This is a genomic window from Ruegeria sp. AA6 (assembly GCF_056542865.1).
This window is the reverse complement of the sequence record NZ_JBQGAN010000012.1, coordinates 105141-129506: the sequence shown is the minus strand read 5'-3', so window position 1 is coordinate 129506 and position 24366 is coordinate 105141. Positions and strand designations below refer to the sequence as shown.

Sequence of the window (24366 nt, the reverse complement as noted above, 5' to 3'; positions counted from 1 at the left end):
GGTCACGATGGACGACTATTCGGAATGCCTCGATATCGCACGTCAGGAACTTAAGCTGGCGCAAGCAGCCTTGCGGCGGGATATGGCAGCATACCCGACACCGATTTCTGGGTGCGATGAGCAGTTCAACTATCTGCTGGACCAAAGCGAACGTGTCCGAAACGCGCTGGCCGCCCTCGACGCCCCGCATTTTGTGCCGACGCCAAGAAATCTGACCACCGGGCAAGGTATTGAAAGCCGATGAAAGTACACATTCTGGATGATTGGTTCGACACGCTGCGGGGCCTGTCGTGTTTTGAGAAACTCACCGGTCATGATGTGACAGTATGGACGGATCATGTCGAAGACACTGACGTTCTGGCCGAGCGGTTGAAGAGCGCCGAGGTGCTTGTCCTGTTCCGTGAACGTACCAAAGTCACTCGTGCCTTGCTGGAGAAATTACCGAAGCTGAAACTGATCAGCCAGCGCAGCGTTTACCCTCATGTCGATGTCGAGGCCTGTACAGATCACGGCGTGCTGCTGTGTTCGAACATGCATGGTGGCACACCCTCCTATGCTGCGGCCGAGCTTACTTGGGCGTTGATCATGGCTGGGATGCGGGATTTGCCCGCACAGATGGCCTCGGTCAAGGCGGGGCACTGGCAGGCCGGGGTGGGCAAGACGCTGCGTGGCCGTCAGTTGGGCCTATACGGGTACGGTCGCATAGCTCGAGCAGTTGCGGGTTACGCCGAGGCCTTCGGGATGAACGTGGTTTGGTGGTCGTCAGAGGAAGGCCGGGCGAGAGCGCAGGCGGATGGCGAACGGGTCGCGGACACCCGTAAGGCATTCTTTGCCGACAGCGATGTCGTCTCAGTCCATGTGCGCCTGAAACCGGACACGCGTGGGATCATTACGGCATCGGATGTCGCGCAGATGCAGCCGGGGGCGCTGTTTGTGAACACCTCGCGGGCCGGGCTGATCGCTCCGGGTGCTTTGCTAGAGGCGCTGAACGCCGGTCGCCCCGGCAAAGCGGCGATCGATGTATTCGATACCGAGCCACTGATCGATCCGACCGATCCATTGTTGTCGCATCCCAAGCTGATCGCAACGCCCCATATCGGCTTTGTAACCGAGGACGAGTTCGACCTGCAATTCGCGGATATTTTCGATCAGGTGAACGCCTACGCCGAAGGCGCTCCGATCCACATGATCAACCCCGAGATTTGGACAAGCGCAGAATGAGATTTGCACCGAAGATCACGGGCACAATCTTTTTTTTTGAAATAGCGGGTGATCACAAAGTCCAGTGGTTATGTTGCAAACTTTGTGTTTGGATTGACGTGCATGCAGATTCCCGACGTTTGAAATCCGCGTATTATTTACTAACAGGTTTCAGCATTTTATCCTTTAAGGCTGCCATTTCCCCAGGGACGCCGTTTTGTACGCCTACCTGCGGTACACGGTTTCCTATCGTGATTTGGAAGAGATCATGGCCGAACAAGGCGTGCGAGTTTACCGTGGTACATAAAGTAGGTGGGTTGTTAAATACACGCCAATAGTCGCAACTTGTGCGCAATCAAAGAAGCGTCCAATTCAGAATTCCTGGGGCATGGTCGAAACCTATCTCCGTGTACACCGGAAGTGGATGTATCTCTTTCGCGTGGTTGACAAAGCGGGAAACACCCTGGATTTCATGCTGTCTGAGCGATGAAATCGTCCAGCAGCCACCAGTTTCTTTACCTAAGCACTGCCGTCAAGCGGTATCCTAAACAAAATCGTCCTAGACCAGAGTGGCGCCTAAGCAACTGGTATTCGAGAAGCAAACAGTATCCTGAAGAGGTAATTCTCTAGTGAGAAGACTTCCGGCTTTCGGATGTTTGCCGCTTTATCACGATATTTGCGTCCAGTACCGCGTTGGCTCGGGTCGTTCCAAAATTTGCTACAATACCAATTTGAACCGTTCCGGGTACGACCCGATAAGATAACACTAATGATAGTGTACCGGGGTCTTGGAAGACCTCATCGATGCCATCCTATTTACCCGGACATTTAGGCGCGCAAGTCAGAGCGCTTGCGGCACACTAGGCTCACAAAGGGCGGGCACGTTCTCCGATCCATTCTGAGAACTGTTTCTCCGATACTTCCCCAGATGCCAAATCTTCCATCATCCTGACGCCTTGAACAGGGTCTGGACGAAACGAAAGCCCGTTCAATCGCAGAAAGGTAGCTGCTGCCACAAATGCAGTACGTTTGTTGCCGTCGACAAATGCATGGGCCTTTGCGATCCCAAACGCGTACGCTGCAGCGATTTCTGGAAGGCCCGCATTTGTGTATGCAGCGAGGTTCATCGCCCGCGCGCAGCCCATCTCAAGAAGTGCTGTGTCCCGCAGTCCCGGTGCACCTCCGTGCCTAGAAATTTGCCTATCGTGTATAATGATGATTGCGCCTAATGGAACCCAGACAAGCTCCTTCACGCAAGAGCCTCCAGAAGGTCTCTGTTTTCGTCCATGACGATCTCTGCCGCGGCCAGCGCTTCGGCCACGGAGGGATCATGTGCCATCACTTTCAAGGCACCATCATCGCTGCGCACCACGAATAGGCTATCGCCCTCTTTGACATCCAAAATAGCCAGCATTTCTGTGGTCAGCGTCATGACTGCTGAGTTGCCAACTTTGCGAATCTTGGTTTCAATCATAACGGCCTCCAAAGTGTATCCATATGTATATACTAGAGCTTAGTGGCAATCAAGCACTACAGTCCGCAGTCACCGATAATCGTTCTGGCCATGTTCAAGGGCGCGTCCGGTGAGCCGCGATACCTGACCGTGCCATTCTCCAGATAGGACAGATGCTTTCGAAAGACCCAAACAGCCCACAAGGAGATCTGAAATAAAGCATGTACTGCATAGTTTAGCCGCTGGCTTGGTGGCGACGGCGTCAGCATTGCCCATAGGTGCCGCCGCAGATGGCCCTGTGGTCGGCATGGCGCTGCCCTGCAAAAAAAACGACCGGGGATTTTGTCAGGCACACCATATTGGCCTTCAAAAGGCGGTCGATGAACTGCGCGTCGATCCGCGCGTGATCGACAATTCGCTGACACCCGAAGACTGGGTGACGGCCATGGCGAGCCTTGCTGAAGACAGTGATCTGATCATCGGTGTCGGCGCCCAGTTCGATGAGGCCGGTAAGATTGTAGCACCTGAATTCCCGGACAAGACCTTCATGGTCATCAATGGCTCAGTAGATCCCGACATCCCCAACCTGCACGCATACGGCATCCGGCAAGGTGTGCCTGCTTACATTGCTGGTGTCGTCGCGGGCGCATTGGACGGGGTAGAAACGCTGGGTTATGTCGGAGGATTGGAAATACCGCCCGTAACGCAATCCGACGATGCCGCGCGTGCCGGTGCCAAAATCGCGGGCGTGGAATACTTGTCTACCATTACGGGTGACTTCAACGACGTGGCGTTGGCCAAATCCGCAACAGATGCGCAGATCGCCGAGGGAGCAGATGCGGTTTACGGCATGTTAGCCGCCGGTCTGACGGGCATGGTACAGGCCGCCCAACGATCCGACCGCCAGCCTTACCTCTTTGGCGCGATCATCCCGCGCTGTGAGGACTACGATAATATGGTTGGCACAGCCGTCGCCGGATCGCCAAACCTCGTGATGGCGATGATCGGGGATTACCAGAATGGCACCATCCCAGCCAAGCCGCAGTTTTATGGAGTTGAGGAGCCTTCCATTCAACGCTTTGAATTGTGCCCGAACTTCCAGACCGAAGAGCTGGAAAAGCTCGTGGACGACATCACCAATGGTATTGTGGATGGCTCCATCACGTTGCCTGACGGTGTGTAACCCACCTATCCGCAGCGCGCCTGTAGGAATCTCAGGCGGCTGCGTTTCAGTCAGCGACCCAACCTGCTAGGGAACGGCAAAAAGAGGAGTATGAACTTGGGAGGATCACTTATTGCAAATCACTTTGCAGGATGAACCTTTGGCGGCCGATATTCTCGGTAAGCGTATTCGCGAACGGCGGCAATCCTTAGGCAAGACACTCGCGCAAGTTGCGGAAGAAACGGATTTGTCGCGTGGGTTCCTGAGTCAGGTCGAAAACGGTCAAACCAATCTTAGCCTGTCAGCACTTTATCGGATTGCGCGCGCAACAGAAACAACGGCTTCGTCTCTTTTGGCAGAAGGCACACAACCCGCGATCAGCGTGGTGCGTGCTGATGAAGGTGACTGGCAGCCAGCATCGCAAAGCAATCAGGAACAAATGGCGCGGTCTTTGCTGTCAACTCCCCGCAAGGAGATCGAGGCCCATGAATGCATCGTTCCCGCTGGGATCCGTAGCGCTAATGCCTGGAGCCACTCGGGTGAGGAATTTCTATATGTTCTCGAAGGGCATATGCAAATCGAGATTGACGGCCAAGCACCGATAGAGCTTCGCCACGGTGACGCCATTGCCTATTGTGCCGCCTTGCCACATCGCTGGATCGGTATCGCAACGACGACGCGGGTATTGAACGTCATTGCATTGCCGGTGACGTCCTGAACGGTATAGGCGTCACAAGGTCATTTCTGGTTGGATCTGTTGCGAAGTTTCTTACTGACCGAAGATGTCACGCCGGACTAGCGGGCAAAGCAGCCAGTTCCGCGAACTGCTGAAACGGACAGAGTCCGAGTTTGAATTGCCCATTGCGGATCGTGTACGCTACCTCGATGCCTGTTAGCGCTGCAGTTGCCGAAGCGAAGGTCTTGGGCCCTAGCTTGGGTCGCGCGCGTCTCTTGAAGAAGCGATGGTGCTGTTCCACGATGATATTCAAATGCTTCGGCCTGACCATCTCGATTGAGATCGGCGGCCAAAACCCTTCAGCATCTTGATGATGGCTTTGATGCCGGCATTGTTCGCACCGCTCTTGTCGATGACGATCTTTCGTGGAAGGCCATTGCATTCAAGCATTCGAGCGAAGAATTTCGTAGCGGCAGGTTTGTTCCGACGTCTGGAAAGCATGAAATCCAATGTCTTGCCGGGTTGTGTTGCCAACTCTGGGATCGGATTGATGAGAGTTCCATTGTTTGTGCCTCTTGCCAACACAGAAACTATGAGCAGGCTATAGTATGATCTCGTGGAAAGGCACGCCCTTCCCGAATGAAGCTATCCTGTATGCTGTATACTTTTACCTTCGGTACACGGTGTCGTATCGTGACCTTGAAGAGATCATGGCTGAACGCGGAGTGTGGGTTGACCACGCCACTCTCAGACAGATGGGTTGTTAAATATTCGCCCTCTTGGCGGCGGGTGCGCAGTCCAAGAAGTGCCCAACCCTGAAATCCTGGCGCCCGGACGAGACATATTTTGCGGGTGCGCGGGAAGCGGATGTATCTCTATTGCGCCGTCGATAAAGCAGGAAACACACTTGAATTCATGCTGTCTGAGCGAAGAAATGGCCCAGCAGCAACCAAGTTCTTTGCCAAGGCGCTGTCTTCTAATGGGACCCCAGATAAGGTTGTCATCGACAAAAGCAGGGCCACTGCAGCAGGTATTCAGGGAACAAACAAGATTTTGAAACGATTCAATTGTCAGATCAAAGTGCAGACGATCAGATCCAAATACGTAAATAGCATGGTGGAACAGGATCACAGGTTTATCAAACGGCGCATACGACATATGTGTGGCTTCAAATCATTTGGATCTGCGTCGGCTACCTTGGATGGTATGAGGTCGCCAATGTGACCCGCAAGAAGCAATTCGCTAATACAACGACATCCGGGTTTCGACCTTTTGCCGACCTCGCAGGATAGGTGTATCTAAGCACAGGCTTTTCGGGCTCGCCCAAAAATTTGCGACACATCCGGTTTTTGACGTTGAAAACGGAGACATGCTGAAATTGCGTGCAGGGCCTGGAATTGGGTTCAATGTGATCGTTGGCCTTCCAAATGGAACTGCGTTGCGAGTGCATAGCTGCGAACAGACCGGTGGCACACGCTGGTGCCGCGTTTCTCTGAAACGCGCGCGTGGACTAAAGGGATATGTTTCTCGGGCCTATTTGCGAAAAATTTGAACCAACCGTGGTTGTTGCAAGCAAAAGGCAAGATTGGACCGGCATTATGAAGTTTGGTCCTCCGAGAAATTTACTGCCTTGACGCTGGCATCCGGGTGGTGCCAGACCAGCAGACCGATCACAGACGACGCTGCGAAGAAAGCGATCAATCCGAACGCAACCGTAAACGTGCCGGTTGCGTCAAGGGCGAACCCAGTAATGACGGGTGCCAGAAAGCCCGCCAGAGCAAAGCCGCTATTCATGACACCCATGCAGGTTCCTGCGCGTTGCGGCACGATGTCGGCAATGACTGCATAGAAGATTGGATTCGCGCCAAGTCCTGCGGATACCGCGATCGAAATGCAAATCAACGCAATCGGGAAGTTATCTAAAAAGGCGAGTGGCAGAACAGCCAGTGCGACAAGTCCGTGCAATAGCGCCATAGGATAAGTGCGCGCGATCCGAAGTGTCCCCGTTCTGATCAGTAACCAATCCGACAAACGCCCCACGGAGTACAAAGTGATCGCGGCGGCGGCCCAGGGAATAGCAGCGGCCCAACCGATCTGTTTGAGGTCCAAATGATAAGTCGTCCGAAGGAACTCAGGCAACCAAGTCATCACGAAGAAAATGAGGTACCCAAACACAAAATAAGACCAGTAGCTGGCCAAAAGAGTAGGGGTCCGTAGCAAGACCCTGAAATCATCGCGCGATATCCGGCCACCGTTGGTGGGCGCATCCAGATTCCCGCGACCTTCCTTCACGTAGTCCAATTCGGCATCATTCACATGGCGCGAATTTTCAGGTGAATCGCTGGAAAGCCAAATCCACGCGGGTAGCCACAGCATGCCCAACAGAGCGAGGCCAAAGAACATTATGCGCCATCCAAACTCGGCGATGACATATGTTGCCAATGGCGCGCCAACGGCCAGCGCAAGTGGGATCGCCACTAATGCGGCACCCATAGCAGTGGAGCGTTCATGAGGTGGCAGCCACCGTTCCAAAACACGTGAATGCGCCGGAAAGGAAGGCCCTTCGGCAAGCCCGAGCGCCATACGCGCGCAATAAAGCATCGCGAACCCCGTTGCTGCACCGGTTAGGCCAATCGCGACGGACCAGAGCAGAACCGCGAGCGTAAATGTTATGCGCGCTCCGAAACGGTCTGCGAGATAGCCGCCTGGCAGCGTGGTCAGGAAGTATCCGATGCCAAATGCACCCAGCACCAGTCCTAAGTGAGAAGCCGACAGGCCAAACTCACTTTGAATGGCATGCGCCGCGTAAGAGATCGCCGAGCGATCAACATAGTTAATCGTGTTGATCAAAAACAAAAGTACGATCAAGGTCCAGCGAAATCGGGTCGCAGGAACAAATGCATTGGTCATGACGTTGCCCCGCCAAGTAATATCCAACGTCTCCGGAGTGTAGACGGGGCAAAAGCGCTTTGCCAAGCCAAACCACGGATGTGTCGGACGGGTGCCCTTTCAGACGGGTGAGGTATAGCCGAGCCGCCTACGGGTGCCGAATGACTGCGTCAGGGAGGCGCTGCGCTGCAGCGCCAGCAGGATTACCCAACGACCGCTTTGGGCTGCGGAAAACGGGCAGAGACCTATGCTGCTTCTGCTCCAAGGTCGACTTGGAACCCAATGCGGACGTGCCTACATCCCCAAAAATCTGGCACAACCAAGTGAATAATTTCGTCACTTGAATTCAAACTGAAAACTCCAGCGGAATCGTACAGTTTAATGGCTGCATTAATTAGCTTGAAAAGTAGGCATTTCTTCCTGAGGTGATTGCTTAATGAGACCATATAACTTGAAAACCTTGAATTGATCGTCAAACTTCTCGCATGAGTGAGTATTTTGACGAAATGTTTGGCGGCGACGGATCGCTGAGAGGTCCATACGAAGAGATCGGTCGTTGGTTTGACGCGGAAGATGTATCACGGTTGAGAGCCAAGCAGCGCGAGGCTGAAGAAGTCTTCAGGCTGACGGGCATCACCTTCAACGTCTACGGAAAAGCTGAAGCCGAGGAACGATTGATACCATTTGATATCGTGCCGCGTGTGATCTCAGGACGGGAGTGGCAACGGCTGGAACGCGGTATCGAACAGCGAGTGCGGGCAATAAACGCCTTTCTTCACGACATCTACCACCGTCAGGAAATCGTTAGAGCCGGACGTGTGCCGGCTGAGATGATAGCCGGAAACGAAGCGTTCTTGCCGCAGATGCTGGGCGTCTCGCCACCTGGTCAGGTCTATACACATATCGTCGGCATCGATTTAGTGCGAACAGGACCGGACGAGTTTTTTGTGCTGGAAGACAACGCCCGTACGCCATCCGGCGTCAGCTATATGCTGGAGAACCGGGAAACGATGCTGAAGATGTTTCCCGAGCTCTTCAGCGCGACCAATGTTCGGAATGTTTCGGACTACCCCCGCAATCTGAGGCGGTCTCTTGCAGCCTGCGCGCCAGCTTGCACAGACGGAGAACCTACTGTCGCGGTATTGACCCCGGGCATCTATAATTCAGCCTATTACGAACATGCTTTTCTTGCTGATCAGATGGCCGTGGAATTGGTCGAAGGGCACGACCTGCGGGTTGTCGACGGCCGCGTCTGCATGCGCACCACCAGAGGTTATAAGCCGATCGACGTTCTCTATCGCAGGGTCGATGACGACTTCCTGGATCCGCTGAATTTCAACGCTGATAGCGCATTGGGCGTGCCTGGTATTCTGGACGTTTATCGCGCAGGCGGCATAACGATCGCCAACGCGCCAGGTACGGGTATCGCCGATGACAAGGCAATCTATTCCTACATGCCTGAAATCGTTGAGTTCTACACGGGCGAGAAGCCTCTGCTTCAAAATGTTCCCACCTGGCGTTGTAGCGATCCCGAGTCTCTGTCCTACGTGCTGGACAATCTGTCCGACCTTGTTGTGAAGGAAGTTCACGGGTCTGGCGGCTACGGGATGTTGATCGGCCCGACTGCCAGTAAGAAAGAGATTTCGGCTTTTCGCGACAAGCTCAAATCGCGGCCAGCGAACTATATTGCTCAGCCGACACTGTCACTTTCGACGGTTCCGATCTTCGCGCGTTCGGGGCTGGCCCCTAGACATGTAGATTTGCGGCCGTTCGTTTTAGTGTCTCCCGAAGGGATTAAGATCACACCTGGCGGTCTGACGCGCGTAGCGCTCAAGAAAGGGTCATTGGTCGTGAACTCAAGCCAGGGCGGTGGAACAAAAGACACCTGGGTTCTGGAGGACTGACCATGCTGGGAAAAACTGCCGGCGGGCTGTTCTGGATGTCCCGGTACCTGGAGCGAGCAGAAAACACTGCAAGGCTGCTGGAAACAGGTCAGAGGATGGCTTTGACCCGCGCCAAGAACTCTGCAGAGGAATGGGGTTCTGTTCTGAAAACGGCCGGAGTTCTGGACGGGTATCACGCCAAATACGATGATATTTCAAAAGACAACGCGGTGGATTGGGTGCTTCGTGATGCGGACAATCCATCCTCGATCAAGTCGGTCATCAAGCAGGCACGAAACAACGCACGCCTTGTCCGAACCGCTCTGACCCACGACGTCTGGAGTGCGGTAAACGCCACGTGGATGCAGATCGATGAGAATATGAAACGCCGCGTGAATGAGCGGGACTTGCCAGCTATGCTGGAGCTTATTCGCCAACAGGCTGCGTTGGTCCGTGGTGCCACATTGGGCACCATGCTGCGCAATGACATTTTCGATTTCACCCGTATCGGTACTTTTGTCGAGCGGGCCGACAACACCGGACGCATTCTGGACGTAAAATACTATGTTCTTTTGCCCACCGCCTTTTCTGTTGGCTCGTCGCTGGACAACATCCAATGGGAAAGCATCCTTCGGTCAGTCGGTGCGGGCGGAGGTTATCGAATGACCCATGGGCAGAAAACACGACCGTCCGATATTGCCCAATTCCTGATCCTGGATCAGCGTATGCCCCGAAGCCTGCACTTTTGCTGTAGAAAGATCCAAGAGAACTTGTCCTATCTGCAGAAAGACTATGGGTTTGCCGGGCCTTCATGTGAATCGTCCAATGCCCTCTACGAGAAATATTTGAGTCGACAGATTTCCGACATCTTTGAATTCGGTCTTCATGAGTACATTCAGGATTTTCTCACTGATCTTGGAAACTTAAGTCGCCAGATCGAGATTGATTACCGGTTTTATGAGTAGCCAATGAAACTGCACATTCGACACGAGACCCGATACGATTTTGACGCTCCGGTTCCCTTCGGGCTGCAGCAGCTGAGGAAGACGCCAAAGTCATTTCGCAATCAAAGCATTGTAAGTTGGAGTACTGAAATCACCGGCGGGCGCAAAGAGCTAACCTTTGAAGACTACCATCGCAACACCGTGGAATTGGTAAGTTTCGAAGCAAATACCCGATGCATTTCGTTGATTTCCGAAGGTGTCGTCAGGGTAGAGGACACGCATGGCGTTCTGGGGCACCACGAAGGGTCTATACCTTTATGGCTCTTTAAGCGGAGCACGCCTCAGACAACTCCGGGGAAAGGTGTTGCTGATGTGGTAGGTGCGTTGCCCAACGTCGAGCCGCTGGAGCAGATGCATACCCTTTCCGAAATGATTCGAACTCAGGTCGTCTACGAGGTCGGAAGTTCGCACCCAGACTGGAGCGCAGAAGACGCTCTCAAAGCTGGGCGCGGCGTGTGTCAGGACCACGCGCATGTTTTCATTACCTGCGCACGTCGGATCGGAGTACCGGCACGCTACGTATCGGGATACCTGATGATGAATGAAATCGAAATACAGGACGCGACCCATGCCTGGGCCGAAGTGCATTTAGACGGGCTGGGGTGGGTCGGGTTTGACGTCTCAAACGGCATTTCCCCTGATGATCGCTACGTACGTGTCGCAACCGGTCTGGACTATGCCCAAGCTGCCCCGGTAATAGGTAGCAGAATTGGGGCAGCGGGCGAGCAATTGACGGTGCAGTTGCAAGTCGCACAGCAGTAACGGAGACCTTGATGACCTATGCTGTGGGCATGCGGTTGAACTGCGGACTGGTATTCATGTCCGATACGCGCACGAACGCTGGCGTCGACAATGTTTCGACCTTCAAAAAGATGTTCAATTGGACAGTCCAAGGTAACCGGTCGATCACTATCCTAACGGCTGGAAACCTGGCGACTACTCAGGCCACAATAAGCCTTCTGGAGGAGCGTACAAAAGCGCCCGAAGATCGTTCGCCATCGATCTTGGAAGCTCCTACAATGTTTCAAGTCGCGCAACTGGTCGCGGCTACGCTGAACGATGTCATCGAGGAGCATGCCCGATCCGGTCAGCAAGCCGACAGCGCCTTTCACGCGACGCTCATTCTGGGTGGTCAGATCAAAGGCGGCCCGTCGCGCCTGTTCCTGATTTACCCCGAAGGCAACTTTATCGAGGCAGGTGACGACACCCCGTTCTTTCAGATCGGTGAGACAAAGTACGGCCGCCCAATCCTGGTGCGCGCTTATGATCCGGAAATGAGCTTCCAGGAAACAGTTAAACTCCTGCTTGTTAGTTTCGATTCCACGATCAAAGCCAATCTATCTGTCGGAGCCCCGCTTGACCTGCTCCTCTACGATGAAGACAGTCTTGAAGGTGGTGCGCGTTCCAGGTTCGAATCCGACGATCAGTACTTTCGTACTATTTCCGAAGGGTGGGGCGACGCGTTGAGATCTGCCTTGTCCAAACTTCCGGAATACAACTTGGAAGAAAACTAAAGGATTGTACGTCCGCTTAGTCCGGTTTCCAGACCTGGACTAATGCATAAGTCGAGCATTTGCGGCGAATGTCGGCAATGCGGGCTGCGACTGCAGCATCCGGGTGCTCAGTCGAGTGATCAGCATGGGCCGTTCCGTACAAGGGAGAGTCTTGCGGAGGACAGGGCTTTCGCCGTGGAACGGGACCTTCTGACCATGCACAGAGCGTGCTATCGGATCGACGACCGGTGATCCGACCTCACGACTGGCTTCACTCCGGTGCTTAGCGGCGTTAGTCTCCAGTCCGAGCAACATTGAAAGGAGCTGCCCCATGTCCCTGTTCTCAAAACTCTTCGGTGGTGGCGAAAAGTCTGAGCCGGAGCCGGTTGCGTACAAAGGGTTTGAGATCTTCCCCGACCTGATGGCAGAGGGTGGCAAATACCGCCTGTTGGCGCGTATCGAAAAGGTCATCGACGGTGATCGCAAGACGCATACAGTGATCCGGGCGGATGTCTTCGAAAGCCGTGATCAGGCCGAAAGCTTCAGCATCGCCAAGGCGAAGCAGGTCATAGACGAGCAGGGCGAACACCTCTTCGGTATAGGATAACGGTAGCTTGAACCCCGCCCTGCGATCGACGGGTGCCATGTCAATGGCGTTTTGCAAGCCACCCTTTGCAGTCTCCAACGTGCCAGTCTGACTGCACGCCTAGTGTCCCTTCCTGCGGTAAAAAGCCGATTTCCGAAGAACACGCCGCTTAACCGAGTGGCATGTTCGGCATGTGAATTCCACACATAGATCCGTTTATCTCCTCAAAAATGGCAGAAGTGATTTTGCAGCGGTAGGTAAAGTCGGCGTCGCAATTCATTTGTGCTCGGAATTTTTTTCTACGAATTGATCTCTTAAAGTCATTGGACAGATGGGTGAATTAACCAAAAAATCGCGCTATAGAGCTGACAGCAACCACACCTGTTCACCCGGTCAACGTGGACCCCGACGCCGACATGGCGCGGTTCCATGGAATTGAGTTGCAGTGCACTGTTTGGGGCAGTGTCTGTCCTTCGCACTTAGGGGCGTCTACACCTTCAGAGCCGCGCATAGGGCAAATATGTCGCTCCGGTGTTGATGCCGTGCGCGGCTTCGCCGTCCTGTGTCGTTTGCGCGTATATCAGAGAGGTCAGCGATGAGAAAAAGAGCGAATACAACACTGTGCGCCGTATGACTTTAGTCTCCGAATTTTATCGTTGAAGGCATGTTATTTCGTAATAGCCGTTGCGCGTCCAATGAATTGCCACCGTATCAGCGGCCGCACCCGGGGTCAAACTAGCGAATCGCGCAAAAATTGAGTACTCTGAACCCGTTCCGAGGGTGCCGCGGCGACCTGTTTGCCGGGGCAATTTTAGCAAAATGATTGTTTGGATTGTGGGGCAACCGGATGGCCCGGATCAAATTGATATTCATCAGATACTCCCGACATTCACTGGCAGGGAGCTTAATCAATACAACACCCGAATATCGACACCAGGCATTCTCTGCGTGCGGGAAAAGGTCCTCTGACACAGGACTTAACAAGGTGGGGGCACCAGACTGACACGACGTATCAGGAGGTGAAATGACGATCGAAATTTCGGTGTTCGGCCCGGTGCGGGCCAGCGTCGACAATGCCCCCGTCAAATTCGTGTCCAAGCGGTCCGCGCATCTGCTGGGGTATCTTGTCATCCACAAAACGCGCCCGCGGTCACCCGCTGCCGTGGCCGAGGATTTGTGGCCCGAACAAGATCCCGCGCGGTCCCGAAAAGCCTTAAACACCGAGCTTTGGCGACTGCGAACGGCCTTTGAGACTGCTAAGGCTGACGCCCCGGTTGAACGCGACGAAGTGGCGCTGAGTGTAACGCCAAACTGCCGCTCTGATTTTCACGCGTTCTGGTCGGGCGTCGATAATGCAATAGCCCATGACCGTGGCCACGATCCGGATGCCGTCACCCGCGCCGAAGCCGGAATCGATGCTGCGCGGGGCGTGCTGATGGAGGGCTGTTACGACGATTGGCTTTTGATCCCGCGCGAGATGGCGGTGGCCGAACTGAGCCGCCGCCTGACCCGGTTGATGGAGGCGTGTATGGCCGCCAACCGCTGTAACCGCGCAATCCGCGCCGCGTTGAAACTGATCGAAATCGATCCGCTGCTGGAAGCCCCGCATCGTGTCATCATGCAGGCGCATGACCGGCTTGGAAACCGGGCGGCGGCCATTCGCCAGTTCCAAAAACTTAAAGCGTCGCTATCGCGTGAGTTGCAGGTGCCGCCGCTGGAAGAGACCATCGCCCTTTACACCTCGATTGTCGGAGAGACCCGCCGCGATGCCCAACCGCCACCCGTGCCTGCCGGTGAGCCGCAGAGCGAAGTTATCCAAGATCTACTGACGGCCGAGTCACGGGTGCGCCGGGCCCGTCTCAGGCTTTTGGCCACGAAACGGGGGACCGCGACGCAGGTGTAATGCGCCTATCGCCGCGCCTGGCAATTGGCGCAACCGCAAGACTCCAATCGCAGGACCGCCGTATCGGCAGGCAGTCGCTCGCCGGGCCAAACCTCGGTCGGGTCGTCCATGTCGGCGACGCGAATGTTCCCGATCGGGCCTTCGCCGAAAGCCCGTGTGACGACATAGTCACCTTCCATCAGATCGCGCAGCAATTCTCCGGGAGTGCCGATGACAGTAATATTATCTGGCACATGATGTTGCCGGGCCGCATCGAACAGCGCGGCTGGGCTCAGGCCGCCACTTGCTTCGCCAAGCCAGGACAGGCGTTCACCTGTCTCGCCACCAAGACACATCGCGTCGATATCGGCTTCAATCGGGTCATAATCTGTCAGCATGGCGATATTCCGGGCAGGTAAATGGCGCCGGGCGTGCTCAGGCGTTCCCAACGCGGGGTTGCAAGGCTGGTTTCGTTCAGTCGACTGGGGGCATGAGGCGAAAGCGAACGTATATGCGTCACAACCGCCGGGGTCGGGCTTCCGATACCCGCAAAGTGATGTTCGACCTGTTCGGCGATTTGCTCGGCCGCGTATCGACCAAACCTGCGCCCCGCCACATAGGCATAAGCCTGGGCCGCTTCTCGCGCGGCTGCGGCTGTGGCAATCGCGCGCAGGCGGCCCGGGTCGAATATACCGCGCCGGATGGCCGCAGCCGTGGCCCGCGCACCCGCCGCCGCTTTGGCAGCGGCCTGGTCGGCTGCGGCGCGGGCCTGGCTCAGGGCAGAGTTGGTCATGAAGGCAGTCGGCGATGACGGGTGGTGCTGGCTTTGCCAGGCATGGGCCAGTTCGTGGATCAAAAGCCGGCGGTCGCAGGCGGGTCTGCTGAACGGGCCGGGCCCCATATTCATGACGATAAAGTCACCGGCAGAAGATGGGACATAGGTGGTAAAGGGCCGCCCGGTCCCACCGGACAGGTTTGCCCCAAGCCCGTCCGAGATAAGCACTTTCGTAAAATCGATGCTGCCGTTGTAAACGGAATTTGCCAACGTGATCTCTCCGGCCGTCAGGAACCGCACCGATGTAGGCAGCACGATACCAATCCGTCCAAGGGGCAAGCGGCCCAGGATTCGGCGCGCCTGACGCACGATCTCCTGAATATCCGGAGGCACTGATGGCGTCACCGGCGGTGGCACAACCGGGGGCGGCGTCACGGGTGGCGGGGGAACAGGTCGCACCGGCGGTAACGCCACGCGCATCAATTCCAGCGGCGGCCAGGTGATCGGGCCGATTTTGCCGTCCCATTGCCGCCGATCCGCGAAAGTGCAGGCCTGAAACAGTTTGGTAGCGGCCTCAGTAATCGGACCGAACCGGCAATCGACGGGGATGGGAACCATTCCGATTCCGGCCCGCAACCGGTTCAACTCGGACGTCGAAGTGCCCGAGATACAGGTGTACCGCCCTGCGTCGTAACGTGACAGGAACTCGTTCAAAAGCTCTTGCGCATCGCCGACGGCCGGATTGCGCGACCTGCGCTGCGACGTGCCGCGATAGATCAGGGGGTGCAGCCCGCGCCCCTCGGGGTCGGGCAAGGCAGCGGGGGGGCCTTCGCCGGGGCGGCAGGTATGCGTTCCTTCGGCAAGCGCCGGTTCGGTTTCATCGGGCCAGATTTGACCGTCCCAGAATTCCGGTTCCGTCTCTTCGAACGCGTCCTCGATGGTTGGATACTCTTCTTCTGCGAGGTCACCTTGCTCTTCAAACATAGACATCGACATTCACACCGCCTCCCTGTTCCAAAAGCTCGTCAATACGTGCACGGCGGTTGGCGGGTACGCGCCGCCAGGCGTCGTCGAACCCGTGGCTGCGACCCCGGCGCAAATAGGGGCGATACAATCCGTTGGGCTGGGCATGCCACAACCGAACCCCCCGCGCCGCCTGCAGGTCCGATGCGCCCGCCGCCCGCAATTCGCGCCAAAGTTCCGCGTATTTTGTGATTGGGCGTTCGATTTCTTCGGCGGGTGTGCAATCCCAGGCCTGCACGCATCCGCCGCGCGCGCCGCACCCTGCCTCGCCTTGCGCAAGGAATGACCGGCTGCTCGCCCGCTCAGCAACCGGGACGATGCCGGTCCAAGCGCCACGATTGAAATTGAAAACACCCCAGGCGGTGATCAGCGGCTTACCCACCGGGCGCGCCGTTCGGGGGCGAGCATCGAATATGTTGGCAGGCAAGGCATAGGTCCCCCGGCTTTCCGAATAAGCAAGGCTGCGGCAGGTTCGGACAAAGGTGTTGCCCAGACCATGGGTTCCCGCCTCGGCCTCGACAGCCGCGTATGCCGCGCCCGTTGTACTGGCCTGCCGCGCCCAGGAGGGAAGACCCGGCGGGCGACGTGTGCGCCAGCGTCGGCCATAAGGGCGCGCGGCGTCCACGGGATAGGGCAACCCGCCGGGCGTCGGGGTGACGGGTGTTGGTGTGACCGGGGTTGGCGTCAGCGGAGTCGTAGCCCGTAATGGGCTCAGCGCGGTCCAGGTTTTCGGGCCCACAACGCCATCCCATTCGGCTGGTGTGTTCGGGAATGCACAGCGCTGGAACAGTTTGACCACGGCCTCGGTCTGAGGACCAAACCGGCAGTCGACCGTCATGCGGGTCAGGCCCAGCCCGGTCAGGCGGCGCTGTAGGTCGGCGATATTCGCGCCCGGACCGCACGGGGCCGTCCCCACGCGCAACATGTCAATGAAGCGGTTCAGCAAAATCTGCAAATCGCCCACTGATGGGTTGCGGGATTTCGACCGTGTCGTGCCCCGCCGCACCGCCGGGTGCGGGCCGCGCCCGGTTGGATCGGGCAGGGCAGCAGGCGGACCTTCGCCGGGACGGCAACTATGCGCCCCCGACGGGGCGGGAGGATCGACCACACCGGGCGGCGAAACGGGCGTGACCGCGCCTACCGGGTCCAGACCGTTCTCTTGCAGATCCAGCAGCACACGCGTCGGGTTCTGAAGGCGCGCCGGAGCCCGCCGCCCGCGCATCCAACGGCTGTTGCGCGTGGTGCCGGGCACGTAGGTTTCGAAGTGGATCATCTGGCTGCCGCCGGGATTGATCCCGATCGTCGCGATCTGTTGACCAGCCCTGACGGGGGACCCCCGACCAAGGCCAAGCCGCGTCCACGAATTTGGTTCGACCTCGCCGTAATTGACCACGACAAACCCGTGATCGACAAACAATGCCCATGAGGTCTTGGTCTTGCCACAGCAGAATCCGTAGAAATTGATGATCGTGCCATCCGCAATCGCGTGCACCGGGTCCCCCCTTCGCCCAAATAGATCGACACCGACATGAATCCGTGCCCCACCGCCGCGCGATGCACCAAAGATGCGTCCCCTGCGACCGATGTAAGCGCCGCTGTCGGTCTGGTAGCTTACCAGCCGCCCTTGCCGCACCGACGTGACAATGGGCCAGTAAGACCCCGCAGGGAACAGCGGTGCAAACGGTGCACCTCGGTGCCCGTTCGGGGCCTCGTTCGGCTCATCCGCTTCCTGAAAATCTTCCCAGGCGTCTTCATCGTCTTCCGGCAAACCCAGTTCTTCGTCGTCGTCGAGCAAGCCGAGCGGCTCGGCTTCTGAGGTTTCGGCCCAGGCATCGCCGTCGTAAGCCTCTGACCTGTTTCCACAACTACATCCACGGGACATTTCCTCAATTTCGATCTCTTCCTCAAGTTCTTCCATTGTGTCCTCCGTTTCCAGGGGCGCGACGGCGTTGAGCATGGTGTCAACGTCCAGATAGCCGCGCCCATAGCGATTGGGCTGGTCGGGTGGTCCGGGGGTGAGGGCCGCAAGAACATGACCTCGGGTCTCCTGCATCGGTAGCGCGCGGCCCGCGGCCTCGAACAGGAGTGCGACCGCGCCGGTGACATGCGGTGTCGCCATGCTGGTGCCGGACATGTGGCTGCTGCCGCCGCCTGAGCGCGCGCCCAGAACGGATACGCCCGGGGCCACCAGATCCGGTTTTTGACGGCCATCGCGGGTGGGACCTTCGGATGAAAACGGTGCAACTTCCCGCTCTTGCGAGAACCCGTCATAGGCGCCGCAGACCAGCGGCAGGTGCCCGGTGCAGATGGTGCCTATGGTGTGAGTTGGATCGGCAAGGCGGGCGGGAAATCGCGATTGGTTCCGACCCCGCGAATCCCGTTCGATCCAGGCATGAAACCGCCCCGACGGTGCATTCACAGCCCTCAGCGCAACCTGATAGGCGCCCGGTGCCGCCGCACGATCCAGAAAAATGTGGGCCACATTGTCCCCATTGGTGCTGTCGAGCGCGCGATTGTGCAGGTGGCCGACCTTGCCCAGCGGCCCGTCGATCAGCATCCGTTCACCCAGCCCGGCGGTGATTGGCCTACCATCAGGCGGAGTCAGTTCGACGGTGACATCCGCGTTGCCGGGATACCAGATCTCAAGCTCATTGTCCGTCAAATCAGCGGGGTCGATAATCCATTCCAACCGCTCGGTCCTGCCGTCCTCCAGTTGCCCTTGCATATGTGTGCGGGCCGCGCGGTAATTGCCGCAGCTCTGACAGATGGCGCGGCCCGGACGTTCACTCAACAGCCAGTCCATGGCCCGCTCGACCAGCGCCTGACCGTCTTTCGGCCCGCCCATACCACCGATTGAGCAATTGACGGCGACCGGTGTGTCCTGAGCGGTGTCGAAAATAAAATGCAGTGCTTCAAGCAACCGCAGGCTATCGCCCAGATCACGTTCCCCCTTTGTGTGGCGGGTAGACAGGTCCACGAACAGCAGATCGGCCGCGGGGGCCACGCCAGAGCGACCGGCGGCTATCGAGAGCACATGCGTTCCATGGGATCCACGCCCGCGATCAGAGCGGCTTCCGTCATAACCAAGCGCGTCGAACGGGTCCGGCGCGGCAAGCGCTTCGTTGATGTCATCGCGCGAGAAGATTCGGCCATACCCGTAGGGATTGTCATAGGTCGGTGGGCCGGATTGCCGCCACAACCCCAGCAACCGGGTCGAGCCGTCCGCGTTGCGAAACTCGGGATGGGTGAAATCCAGCCCAAAATCAACCGAACCGACGATTTGCCCGCGCCCGGTCCACCGGCGACGCCGTCGCGCGTGTCGTGTGTTCGGATCTGCACCACGCCCCCGGATGCCTTCGGTCACATCTTCGATCCCCAGCAGATTGGCAACCTTCATGCTTTCGACCACGGCGAGATCATAGATCTCGGCGGCGCGGTCACGTGGCACACGCGCAGTCACCACATCGCCAAAACGGCAAACGACCTGCAACGCCTCGGGGGGCGCGGCATCGGGCGATGACAGGCGCAACAGCACCTCAAGCTCGTCGCTTTCGTCTGTGTCGATCCTGGTGATGAGGTTGGGGTCCATAGGTCCGCCCATGCTGGCGAATGGGGAAGGTGACGCGCCACTGACAATTGGCGCGTCGTCAAAATTTTACCGCTTGCGAGACGTCGAACTGCCGCCCTTTTGCGGCGACGTCGCATCGGGTTCAACGGCTACCTCCGGCGGGGCGTCATTGCCAACCGACCCATCATCGTCTGTGCCGGCGGACACGGACGGTTGATTGCTCACGAAGGTGCCGTCGTTTTGTTGGGCGGCGTTTTGTTGCGCGATCTCGTGGATAAGCGCGACGACCGTCTGCTTCGCGGCCTGCATCGTGTCGCCCAGCGTGACTTCCGAGAATTTTTTGTCGAATTCCGGAACCGTAGCGCCCGGCAGAACAACATTTCCATCGTCCAGCGAAACGGGTTGCAGGCTCAGCATATTGGCCTCTTCACTGGTCGAACCGATGAACTGGGCAATCGCCTCGCTGCTGCCCGACGCGACCAAAGCCTCGCCCGACTTCTTGTAGAGCGACTGTGACGCTTCCGTCTGATCGGCAGACTTCTCGGTCATCTCTTTCAGATCGTCTTCGGCTTTTTTCGCTCGGTTTTTGGCAATCTCGGCCCGTCCCAGCGCATAGGCGGGAACTACACCACCCAACCCGCCGGTGCCCATGGCCCCGATCAGGCTGTAGCTTGTCTTTTTCTTCTTCGGCAGGTCTTTGAGGGCCTGGCTCAGAAGGACGAAGTTCCGGGTGTCAAAGTTTTTCATAGCGGTCTCCTTTCCTTCGCCCGATCCCTAGAGATTTCCGCTGATCGCCAGCAAAGCAATCGGATCAAGACCACCCGAAGACCCGCCCGAGCCGCCCAGACCGCCGGTCAGCGCCAGCAGCACAATGGGATCAAGGTCGCCATCCTCGCCGCCCGACCCGATCAGGATCGGCAAAAGCGCGGCTTGTTGCGCTTCTTGCTTGGCGGTTGCGATCTGCTTTTTCACCGACTTCTCAAAGCTGGACAGGCGGTTGTTCTGCTTTGTCATCGCCTTGCGGTTTGAACTGTCGATGCGCTTGATCTCTTTGTCCAGCCGGGCAATGCCGGTACCGTTCTTGCGCACGTCTTTGGCCAGCGTGTCGATGGCCTTCTTGACTTCGGCGGTGGTTGCAAAGCTCTTGCTGAAGCGGACGGTGGCACTGCGGCCCCCGCGGGTCATCACCTGGGCGCTTTTCTTGCCTCGGAACGCAAAACGGCGGCGGGGCGAGCGACGGAACCGGCGACCGCGACGCCTGCGTCCACGCACCCGGCGACGACGGAAATAGCGGCGGCGCTCGGCCTCGTCATCGTCGTCATCATCCAGATACTCGGCCTCGTCGTCATCGTCATCATCAAGATAATCAACGTCTTCGAAATACGCCTCGTCATCATCGTCATCATCGGAAATGATCTCTAAGGTCTCATCATCGTCGTCATCGTCGAGTATGGCCTCGAGCTCTGCGTCGGAATAGTAGCGCATGGCAATCTCCTTTGCCCTTGTTTGGCAGTTAGTCTTCCGGGGACGCTTCCATCGCGTCATCTTCCGTCACAAGGCCGGTTCGGATGAGAAGCGGCAGGACGAATTCATCAAAACGGTCGGGATCGGCAGGCAAGGCACCCGGGACGCCTTCGCCACGGCAACCGCGGCAGGTTTCGTCCTCGCCCCAGCAGTAGCAAGCGCCCAAAGCTTCAGCGAGCGCGTCCAACCGCGCCTGCATCGCCTCATGCGAGGCCTGAAGCCTGCGGATATGCTGGATCAGTCGGGCCTTGCCGCCATCGCCATTCGGGGTGTCTGGTCCGGTATTGCTGTCCAGCAAGCGTTTGACCAGCATTGCCTTTTCGATGCTTTGCGGCGACACGCCCGACTGCCTGGCCAGTTCCAGGAAAGCCGTGTCAGGGGCCGCCTTTTCGGTTGCGATCTGTGGTAGCTGGTTCATGTCCTCGCCTCTTCAGTGCATGGGTTCGAACTCTTCAAAAAAGTCGTCTTGCAGTTCGAACATCTCGTCCTCATCGTCGTCTTCGGCAGCAATGGCATCTTCGAGCAGCCCTTCCTCGACCAGCAGGTCCCACAGGCGTTCAGCCCGGATATCCGCGCTTTCGATGCCCTCGATCGCCTCGCCATACTCATCCATCAGATATTCTGGCAGAGCATCCGTGCCGTGCAGTTCCTCGGCCTCCATCGCGGCTTGCGCGAAAAGGGTCCCGGCCAGATTGGCCAACGCACCCACCGGTATGTTCGAACCGCCGACCCGCACCGAACCGCGGCCACGGCCTCCGGCAACAAGACTGCCTAGAGCCTGACGCAATTGCGGACTTTGCAGAAGCCCGGTCAGACGACCCGCGGCACGGCCGGGTCTGCGCCGCGCGCGACCACGTACCCTGCGAGGACGCCTGCGGGTCGGGCGACGTCCGCCGCCTTTGGCAAGCTGCCCCAGAAGCGACGCGCCCGCCTTGCCGGCAAGAGCGCCAACAGGCCCGCCGATCACGGTGCCAACGGCGGGCAACGCAATCTGCGCAAACGGTTTAACGGCGCGGGCGACGGGACGTGCCACTTTGGCCACAACGCGCCCGGCCTTGCGCAGACCCTTGCCTACTTTCTTGACCAATTTTTTGAAAAACTCGGCTTCTTCCGCCGACATGCCAGCTGTGATCTCGGTGAATACGGTGTCCAATTCCTGATAGTCCGCGTCGGCATATTCCTCGCCCAGAACCGAGCGCAGGCCCTCATACGCCTCAATCGCCTCAACCATCTCGGGCGTGATGTCATATTCCTCGTCGAAGATGTTATCGTACATGGTCCTCGCCTCTCTGGTCGGCCATCAACTTTCGGCCATGAGTTCGCACACAACCTTTGGCAATTCGTCCAGCGATCGGAACCAGCGCCGTTCCAGCGCCGGGTCGTCCGGGTTCGGCGCACCCATTGGCGGTGGCACCATCTGCACCCATCCCCGCCAGCTTTCAGACGCGCCGGCTATGGTGCGCGCCTCCTCGCGGTAGACGCAGATGAAGCGAAAGCTTCGGGGTCGCGCGTGCATCGGTCCTTCACTCCGAATCCCTTTTGAAAATCTTGCGGCGAGGGCGGTCTCAGCCCGCTCTCGCCGCGATCACAAATGGATCACAAGGACATTTCTGGTGGGTTCTGTTGCGAAGTTTCTTGCTGACCGAAGAGGTCACGCCGGACTAGCGGGTTATGCGCGGGCGACTAGAGCCCCGAAGGCTTCCCCCCTTGCTCATCAAAGCCCAACCGATATTCGCCATCTTGTTGGCCAGGGCTACGCGAACCAGTAGTGGTGGCTTGCACTCGGTCATGCGGGCAAGCCAGGGATCGTTTCCTGGCGTTTTCCGCGAACGCCATATAACAACGCTGTTGGCACGGATGATCAACAATTGTCTGAGCGAACGTTCTCCCATCTTTGTTGTCGCCCCGAGACGCTGCTTGCCCCCTGTTGAATGCTGCCTTGTTACCGGCCCGAGCCAAGCCGCGAAGTCGCGCCCTCGACAGGACGTTTCCGGCGGAGGGGCCAGGGCCACGAGCGGATGCGATCAGCGGGCCAATTCCAGGCACCGTCATAAGTCGGCGTGCGATTTCGCTTGACCGCGCACGGCGGGCAATCTCGGTACCCAACTCTTTGAATTGACACTCCAGCTGATCCAGCATGCTGATCAGCCTTTCAAGGCATTCCCGGGCCACAATCGGGATCCTGCTATCGCCAGTATTCACCAAGGCAACTAACTTGCGAATATTGACTGCTCCAACCATATAAGACCGGAAGTCATTCACCCACATTTACACAGCGTGTCAAAGGGCCAGAGTTTGCTGCAGATCGCAATAGTATTGAGTTAGTTTACAAGCCAGTTGACGACCTTTTGCACCTCCCGTCTCACAGGATCGCTTCCTCGAACTTCGAGAAAATAGCCGTGTGTTGGGGGGATGTCCTCATCAAAAAGCCGAACGACCCTTCCTTCGGCGAGGTCAGGGTCAATCAATGGCAGCCAACCGATCACGATTCCCTGTCCTTCGGCTGCGCCGCGCAGAAGGGCGTTTGCGTCCTGGAAGATCGAGCCGCGCAGCCTGTCCGCGACAGGGACATCCATGGCGGAGAACCAATCCAACCACCCCCAGTGGTTCCTTTGGTGTAGCAGGGGTAAATCTAGCAGGTCTTTTGGATCGTCAATCGGTCCATGGGCGGCAAGAAAGGATTTGGACGCAATGGCGACCGGGCTGAGTTCAAGCAGTTTGACCGCGTTGCCGGCCGCTTCCGCCATGCGATCCCAACGAATTACGATGTCGAGGTTTTCCCGAGCGCTTGTGCCGGGTTCGAAGGTTGGTAGAACTTCAAGTTCGATATCCGAGTAGGATTCCCAAAAGTCACTTATCCTTGGCATCAGCCAACGCGCCGTGAGGATCGGACCTGCGGCCAGACGGACCACCTTGCGGGTGTGCCGGTGGAGCGTGCGTACGGCTTCGTCCAATATTCCAAAGGCCTGTGCGGCAGCGCCAGCAAGCCTCTTGCCGTCTTCGGTCAGCGTGACATCACGCCCACTGCGAACAAAAAGCTTAGTCCCAAGTTGGTCTTCCAGACCGCGAATGTGGTGACTGATCGCTGTCGGGGTGACCGATAAAGCCTCGGATGCGGCGCGGAAACTGCCCAGACGGGCGGCTGATTCAAAGGCCCGCAAAGCGGAAAGAGAAGTTTTCATACCAGGTCTATTGCATAGTTTTACTCATCTATTGATGAGCATGATGCCTTTGTAAATAAAGAAAAG

At 57.5% G+C, this 24366-nt stretch carries 24 protein-coding genes and 3 pseudogenes; 13 read left to right on the top strand and 14 right to left on the bottom strand.

Going from position 1 to position 24366, the window contains the following annotated elements:
• Positions 1 to 7: 7 nt before the first annotated feature.
• The 3 genes from ACR0LN_RS14920 to ACR0LN_RS14910 all read left to right on the top strand — a co-directional run bounded on the left by ACR0LN_RS14920 (position 8) and on the right by ACR0LN_RS14910 (position 1690).
• Entirely contained in the window at positions 8 to 244 is a 237-nt protein-coding gene (locus ACR0LN_RS14920) for a hypothetical protein (protein WP_480430714.1), read from the top strand.
• Positions 241 to 1221, top strand: a complete 981-nt coding sequence (locus ACR0LN_RS14915; RefSeq protein WP_480430713.1) for a D-2-hydroxyacid dehydrogenase family protein — start codon at positions 241 to 243, stop codon at positions 1219 to 1221. Before ACR0LN_RS14920 ends, ACR0LN_RS14915 begins: the two co-directional genes overlap by 4 nt.
• Before the next feature lie 367 nt (positions 1222 to 1588).
• The gene (locus ACR0LN_RS14910; RefSeq protein WP_480430712.1) at positions 1589 to 1690 is read left to right on the top strand and encodes a DDE-type integrase/transposase/recombinase; all 102 of its coding nucleotides are present in this window, start codon (positions 1589 to 1591) and stop codon (positions 1688 to 1690) included.
• A gap of 376 nt (positions 1691 to 2066) precedes the next feature.
• On the opposite strand, the gene ACR0LN_RS14905 is transcribed toward ACR0LN_RS14910, so the two are convergent.
• Both ACR0LN_RS14905 and ACR0LN_RS14900 read right to left on the bottom strand, forming a co-directional pair.
• A complete protein-coding gene (locus tag ACR0LN_RS14905) occupies positions 2067 to 2453 on the bottom strand; it encodes a type II toxin-antitoxin system death-on-curing family toxin (RefSeq protein ID WP_480430711.1) in 387 nt (128 codons plus the stop codon).
• Positions 2450 to 2674 carry an AbrB/MazE/SpoVT family DNA-binding domain-containing protein gene (locus ACR0LN_RS14900; RefSeq protein WP_480430709.1) on the bottom strand — a complete coding sequence of 75 codons (225 nt, stop codon included), beginning with the start codon at positions 2672 to 2674 and terminating at the stop codon, positions 2450 to 2452. Before ACR0LN_RS14900 ends, ACR0LN_RS14905 begins: the two co-directional genes overlap by 4 nt.
• 229 nt (positions 2675 to 2903) lie before the next feature.
• On the opposite strand from ACR0LN_RS14900, the gene ACR0LN_RS14895 reads away from it, so the two are divergent.
• Both ACR0LN_RS14895 and ACR0LN_RS14890 read left to right on the top strand, forming a co-directional pair.
• The gene (locus ACR0LN_RS14895) at positions 2904 to 3836 is read left to right on the top strand and encodes a BMP family ABC transporter substrate-binding protein (protein WP_480430707.1); all 933 of its coding nucleotides are present in this window, start codon (positions 2904 to 2906) and stop codon (positions 3834 to 3836) included.
• Positions 3837 to 3948: 112 nt separating this feature from the next.
• On the top strand, positions 3949 to 4533 hold the full coding sequence (locus ACR0LN_RS14890) for a helix-turn-helix domain-containing protein (protein WP_480430705.1): 585 nt from the start codon (positions 3949 to 3951) through the stop codon (positions 4531 to 4533).
• Between the two features lie 67 nt (positions 4534 to 4600).
• Here the strand turns inward: ACR0LN_RS14890 and ACR0LN_RS14885 are convergent.
• A pseudogene (locus ACR0LN_RS14885) lies at positions 4601 to 5010 on the bottom strand (DDE-type integrase/transposase/recombinase); the annotation flags it as partial.
• An 89-nt stretch (positions 5011 to 5099) separates the two neighbouring features.
• Here ACR0LN_RS14885 and ACR0LN_RS14880 point away from each other — a divergent pair.
• Together ACR0LN_RS14880 and ACR0LN_RS14875 are read left to right on the top strand one after the other, a co-directional pair.
• Positions 5100 to 5783 (top strand): annotated as a pseudogene (locus ACR0LN_RS14880) (IS6 family transposase).
• Positions 5780 to 6043: an SH3 domain-containing protein gene (locus tag ACR0LN_RS14875; RefSeq protein WP_480430725.1), complete on the top strand. Its 264-nt coding sequence runs from the start codon at positions 5780 to 5782 to the stop codon at positions 6041 to 6043. The pseudogene ACR0LN_RS14880 and the gene ACR0LN_RS14875 overlap by 4 nt, the downstream one beginning before the upstream one ends.
• Positions 6044 to 6087: 44 nt before the next feature.
• Here ACR0LN_RS14875 and ACR0LN_RS14870 read toward each other — a convergent pair whose 3' ends face one another.
• Complete coding sequence (locus ACR0LN_RS14870) at positions 6088 to 7401, bottom strand: MFS transporter (protein WP_480430703.1); 1314 nt, start codon at positions 7399 to 7401, stop codon at positions 6088 to 6090.
• A 464-nt stretch (positions 7402 to 7865) separates the two neighbouring features.
• On the opposite strand from ACR0LN_RS14870, the gene ACR0LN_RS14865 reads away from it, so the two are divergent.
• The 6 genes from ACR0LN_RS14865 (at position 7866) to ACR0LN_RS14840 (ending at position 14249) form a co-directional block, all read left to right on the top strand.
• Entirely contained in the window at positions 7866 to 9284 is a 1419-nt protein-coding gene (locus ACR0LN_RS14865; RefSeq protein WP_480430701.1) for a circularly permuted type 2 ATP-grasp protein, read from the top strand.
• 2 nt (positions 9285 to 9286) lie between these two features.
• Complete coding sequence (locus ACR0LN_RS14860) at positions 9287 to 10228, top strand: alpha-E domain-containing protein (RefSeq protein WP_480430699.1); 942 nt, start codon at positions 9287 to 9289, stop codon at positions 10226 to 10228.
• Positions 10229 to 10231: 3 nt separating this feature from the next.
• The gene (locus ACR0LN_RS14855; RefSeq protein WP_480430698.1) at positions 10232 to 11029 is read left to right on the top strand and encodes a transglutaminase family protein; all 798 of its coding nucleotides are present in this window, start codon (positions 10232 to 10234) and stop codon (positions 11027 to 11029) included.
• A gap of 11 nt (positions 11030 to 11040) precedes the next feature.
• Positions 11041 to 11781: a proteasome-type protease gene (locus tag ACR0LN_RS14850; protein ID WP_480430696.1), complete on the top strand. Its 741-nt coding sequence runs from the start codon at positions 11041 to 11043 to the stop codon at positions 11779 to 11781.
• A gap of 310 nt (positions 11782 to 12091) precedes the next feature.
• The gene (locus ACR0LN_RS14845; protein WP_480430695.1) at positions 12092 to 12367 is read left to right on the top strand and encodes an HlyU family transcriptional regulator; all 276 of its coding nucleotides are present in this window, start codon (positions 12092 to 12094) and stop codon (positions 12365 to 12367) included.
• Between the two features lie 1003 nt (positions 12368 to 13370).
• Positions 13371 to 14249, top strand: coding sequence for an AfsR/SARP family transcriptional regulator (locus ACR0LN_RS14840; protein ID WP_480430694.1), 879 nt, complete (start codon positions 13371 to 13373; stop codon positions 14247 to 14249).
• Positions 14250 to 14254: 5 nt separating this feature from the next.
• Here the strand turns inward: ACR0LN_RS14840 and ACR0LN_RS14835 are convergent, their stop codons facing one another.
• The 10 genes and pseudogenes from ACR0LN_RS14835 to ACR0LN_RS14790 all read right to left on the bottom strand — a co-directional run bounded on the left by ACR0LN_RS14835 (position 14255) and on the right by ACR0LN_RS14790 (position 24300).
• Complete coding sequence (locus ACR0LN_RS14835; protein ID WP_480430692.1) at positions 14255 to 14626, bottom strand: hypothetical protein; 372 nt, start codon at positions 14624 to 14626, stop codon at positions 14255 to 14257.
• Entirely contained in the window at positions 14620 to 15999 is a 1380-nt protein-coding gene (locus ACR0LN_RS14830; protein ID WP_480430691.1) for a peptidoglycan-binding domain-containing protein, read from the bottom strand. The genes ACR0LN_RS14835 and ACR0LN_RS14830 overlap by 7 nt, the downstream gene beginning before the upstream one ends.
• Positions 15980 to 19615, bottom strand: a complete 3636-nt coding sequence (locus ACR0LN_RS14825; RefSeq protein WP_480430689.1) for a S8 family serine peptidase — start codon at positions 19613 to 19615, stop codon at positions 15980 to 15982. The genes ACR0LN_RS14830 and ACR0LN_RS14825 overlap by 20 nt, the downstream gene beginning before the upstream one ends.
• A gap of 66 nt (positions 19616 to 19681) precedes the next feature.
• A complete protein-coding gene (locus ACR0LN_RS14820; protein WP_480430687.1) occupies positions 19682 to 20341 on the bottom strand; it encodes a hypothetical protein in 660 nt (219 codons plus the stop codon).
• A gap of 27 nt (positions 20342 to 20368) precedes the next feature.
• Positions 20369 to 21079, bottom strand: coding sequence for a hypothetical protein (locus tag ACR0LN_RS14815; RefSeq protein ID WP_480430686.1), 711 nt, complete (start codon positions 21077 to 21079; stop codon positions 20369 to 20371).
• Positions 21080 to 21107: 28 nt separating this feature from the next.
• The gene (locus ACR0LN_RS14810; protein WP_480430684.1) at positions 21108 to 21536 is read right to left on the bottom strand and encodes a hypothetical protein; all 429 of its coding nucleotides are present in this window, start codon (positions 21534 to 21536) and stop codon (positions 21108 to 21110) included.
• Positions 21537 to 21548: 12 nt separating this feature from the next.
• Positions 21549 to 22394 (bottom strand): hypothetical protein, encoded by an 846-nt coding sequence (locus tag ACR0LN_RS14805; protein ID WP_480430682.1) that lies wholly within the window; start codon positions 22392 to 22394, stop codon positions 21549 to 21551.
• Between the two features lie 24 nt (positions 22395 to 22418).
• The gene (locus ACR0LN_RS14800) at positions 22419 to 22634 is read right to left on the bottom strand and encodes a hypothetical protein (protein WP_480430680.1); all 216 of its coding nucleotides are present in this window, start codon (positions 22632 to 22634) and stop codon (positions 22419 to 22421) included.
• Between the two features lie 145 nt (positions 22635 to 22779).
• Positions 22780 to 23353 (bottom strand): annotated as a pseudogene (locus tag ACR0LN_RS14795) (transposase); the annotation flags it as partial.
• An 86-nt stretch (positions 23354 to 23439) separates the two neighbouring features.
• Positions 23440 to 24300 (bottom strand): LysR substrate-binding domain-containing protein, encoded by an 861-nt coding sequence (locus ACR0LN_RS14790; RefSeq protein WP_480430679.1) that lies wholly within the window; start codon positions 24298 to 24300, stop codon positions 23440 to 23442.
• Between the last annotated feature and the right edge of the window lie 66 nt (positions 24301 to 24366).